Source organism: Flavobacterium sp. ACN2 (genome assembly GCF_002303885.1).
In the GTDB taxonomy this organism is placed as follows: Bacteria; Bacteroidota; Bacteroidia; order Flavobacteriales; family Flavobacteriaceae; genus Flavobacterium.
Genome location: NZ_MRCM01000037.1, coordinates 1 through 3,405 on the forward strand (window position 1 = coordinate 1; position 3,405 = coordinate 3,405).

Sequence of the window (3,405 nt, forward strand, 5' to 3'; positions counted from 1 at the left end):
AAAATGAATTGTTAAAAAAAGAAAACAAACTAATACGTATTAGATTGCTGAAAACAAATTATTTAAAAAATTAATACTATGAAAATAAGTATAAAAAATAATATCACTTATTTACAAATTGAAAATGCATATAAAACATTAAAAAAATCTTCAAATATTGATTTATATATTCCTGCTAACATCAATGGAAAGCAATTGGGCGTATATTCTGAAATAATTCAACTAATAATAACATGGAGCAGGCTCAGTAAAGGAAAATTATATATTCATTATGATAGCTCGACAATTGAATTAGATAAAAAGATTGAAGATATGTTTAGTAGATATTGGAATTTTGTCGCTGGATGTATGGGCTACAACAATGGAATTTATTTATTAGATGAAACTGATGTTTCAGCTCAAGTAGCAAAAGTTATTAAAGAAAGGGCTATTTTTTTAAAATTAAATGAAAGCTGGAAGAAAGGATCAAATAGTTTCATCCCTTCTGTTCAACATTCCGCAAATCCGTTCCCTTCTGCATTTTACTTTTCTAATGGAACATTAAAATCTAAAAAAGAAATTATTGAATTATCTAAAAATATTTTAATTGATATCTCAAAAAACTATACTTCAGAAACTTCAACATTTGTTTTAGAACATTATAACCAATTAATTGGTGAAATAATATTTGAGTTAATTGAAAACAATCATTATTGGAGTCAAACCGATTTTTCCGACAAAACATTTCCAACAGGGATTAGAGGTCTGGTATTTTCATCACATTCTGGAAACAAAGAAGTTTTACTAAACAATTGTAAGGATGACCAACCTTTATATAATTATATTTCAGCTTTAATTAAAGATGACAATGTAAACAATACAATTGTTGAAATATCAATATTTGATTCGGGGTCAGGATTGGCTAGCAAATGGAAAAAAAAGGACATTACACTTTTTGACTCAAGATCTGAAATATTTGAAGCAATTATTGATTGTTTAGTTAAAAACAATACAAGTGACATCAATAGCAGTTATGAAAGAGGTTTTGGATTACATAATGTAATGAAATTATTAGGTGATAGAAAAGGCTATTTAAAATTACGAACAAATGGTTTAAAATTAATACGAGATTTCCAAAAGGATCCTTTTAATGGACATATTGATAATAGTCGCGAAAATTATAAATTGGAAGACTGGCATTTTATTCAAAATAAAACTCTACCAACATATAAAACAGAAGGAACAATGTTTTCTATTTTTTTACCAATTCACATCAATTAAAATATGATTATAACTTCATTCAAATATAAAGAGAAAATAAATTGGTGCATTGCAATATCGTCTTGCGATAATAATGTTGATCTAGAAAGTGGTATAAAGTCATACTTAAACAATAATTATACACCCGAAATTATTCACTTATTAAGGCCTGACAATGAAATGGAATACAACATTACAAAAGAAAGGATTCCTAACTTTGAAAATATTTCATTGAATGAATATCGATATAAAAAAGAAGGCCACATCGTTAATAATAGTGGCATTGAAATAGACAAAAAAATTTATTCACTCCTTTCAGATTCAATATGCTCGCATTTCCTAGTAAAATATGATTCAATATTAAAAGCTGGTTTAGAATCATACTTTTTATTACCGTCTGGTGTATATGCTACACATTTTATTAGAATTGCAAATATTTTTAAGGAGAGTCATGATATAAACATTTTGTCTATCTTCCTATTACCTTTTTTAAAAGAAAAACCAGAAATTATATACTCAGATACACCAACGATATTTCCTTTAATTTATTCATGTTTACTTTATATAAATATGAATGTTTGCGAACCTTATAATCCACGAGTAAAATTTTACTCATCCAAAATAAATAATCGAGATGAAGTTGAAAACATTGGCAAATCATTGTTTATTGTTTCAACTTCAATAAATGGATCATTGCCTCAACGCTTAAATAAAATAGGGATAGATTGGTCAAAAATTGTAGTTTTATTTGGATTCGACAAAAATGAATCACATTCCTATTCAATTATGAATAAACAGAACTCTTCTAAGATTTTAAGCTCGGAGTTTGTTTCAAGACCACCTTCCGAATTTAAAAAAACATTCCCTAACAGAACTTTTGAAATAAAATTTGAAGACGAACAATTTATTCCATCACCACCAACTGTTTCAAATTTTAAAATAAACTTAAATGATGCGCCAGAAAATCTAAGCGATTTAATGTTTCATTATTTAGAATATGATTTTGTGAGTTGCTATAAAGGTAAAAACTCTCTTGGAAAAACGAGAGATCTATATATAGATGTAAGCAAATTGTTTTTAGATTTGAATAGAAAAGATTTAAATCATTTCGAAAAAAAAACAAAACATTTAATAATTAATCAATTACCAATAAATATTAAAAGCATAATTTATGTTGATGATGCGGAATCAAAATATATAGCCGATAAGATTCAAGAATATTATAGCCTAAGTCATTCAAAAAATGTAGAATCCATACATTACAAGAATTTAAAACTTGACGAAAATTATAGTGATCCTTCATGCTATTTAGTATGCTCTTCTTGTATATCAAATGGAAAGAAAATATCTGACGTCAGCAGAAAATTAAGGACACAAGAGCATTCTCAAATTATATATTTTAATGGATTTGTGAGATGCATTGACGATAAAGCATATAATAATTTAATGAGTAATATTAAATATGGAAAATATAATGATTTTTCGACTTATAGTTTTATCACAATAGACAAAATATTATTGCCTAATGAAGATAGCGACAGCATTAGCTGGCAATTTGAAAAGGAATTATTAAATAAACTAATTTATGGATTCAATGATTTTGAGACTATAAACATGATAACCGATTCTACAAAAGACTTTTTTCAAAAAAGATTTGATGAATTAAATGACAATGAAAAAGGATTAGTTAACAATGTATTTTTAAATAAATCCAACGGGAATCGTTTAGTCTTAAATAAAAACTTTGCTTTTTTTAAGTTTACCAATTGGAAACCTGAAGACATACAGCAATCCAAAGTGTATTTCTCTATATTATCGGTATTACATAATTTCAGAATAAAAAAAAGTATAAAACAAACAATCTTTGAAAGACACATTCTCGATCCAGAAAATTTTAACAGATATAATGACGGGATAATCCAATCATCTATTTTAAGGGCTGCAACGAGTAAAGAATTAAATTACGATATTGATGTTAATTCTAGCGCATCAATGAGTACTATAATAGATAGTTCTATTGAAGATAATGCAAATAAGGACACCGCTCCTTATGAATTTTTAATGGCTATCTGTATTGGCAAAATGACATTACGTAAAGATGATTTGATTTCAATTTATGAAAAGCACAAAAATAATAGTGATAATATAATTGTTATTTTAATGCAA

General features: G+C 26.5%; 2 protein-coding genes. Both read left to right on the top strand.

Annotation, left to right across the window (positions count from 1 at the left end; genetic code table 11):
* Nucleotides 1-78: 78 nt before the first annotated feature.
* Entirely contained in the window at nucleotides 79-1,260 is a 1,182-nt protein-coding gene (locus tag BSF41_RS23435; RefSeq protein ID WP_095931898.1) for a hypothetical protein, read from the top strand.
* Between the two features lie 3 nt (nucleotides 1,261-1,263).
* A partial coding sequence (locus BSF41_RS23440) for a hypothetical protein (protein WP_141248188.1) occupies nucleotides 1,264-3,405 on the top strand: 2,142 nt, incomplete at its 3' end.